We start from the raw sequence: 202 nt of genomic DNA on the forward strand, positions 1-202 counted from the left end.
TGGCGAAAGCGAAGCCTTAGTTGTGCGCGGAACAGTCACCGATGTTGAAGACGGCCAAACTGTTACTGTTATTATCAGCGATGGCACAAACCAAGTTGAAACAACGGCGCTTGTACAAAATGGCGAATACGTTACAGGCCCAATTGATGCAAGCGCATTAAACGACGGCACATTAACTGCTACAGCAAGCGTATCTGATTTA

At 46.5% G+C, this 202-nt stretch carries 1 protein-coding gene; it reads left to right on the forward strand.

What is annotated here, in order from left to right; all coding sequences use genetic code 11:
• Positions 1 to 202: hypothetical protein (locus WDB87_RS00005; protein WP_337848628.1), on the forward strand; the 202-nt coding region annotated here is incomplete at both ends.

The sequence above is a fragment of the Pseudoalteromonas sp. C12FD-1 genome (assembly GCF_037414265.1).
GTDB lineage: Bacteria > Pseudomonadota > Gammaproteobacteria > Enterobacterales > Alteromonadaceae > Pseudoalteromonas.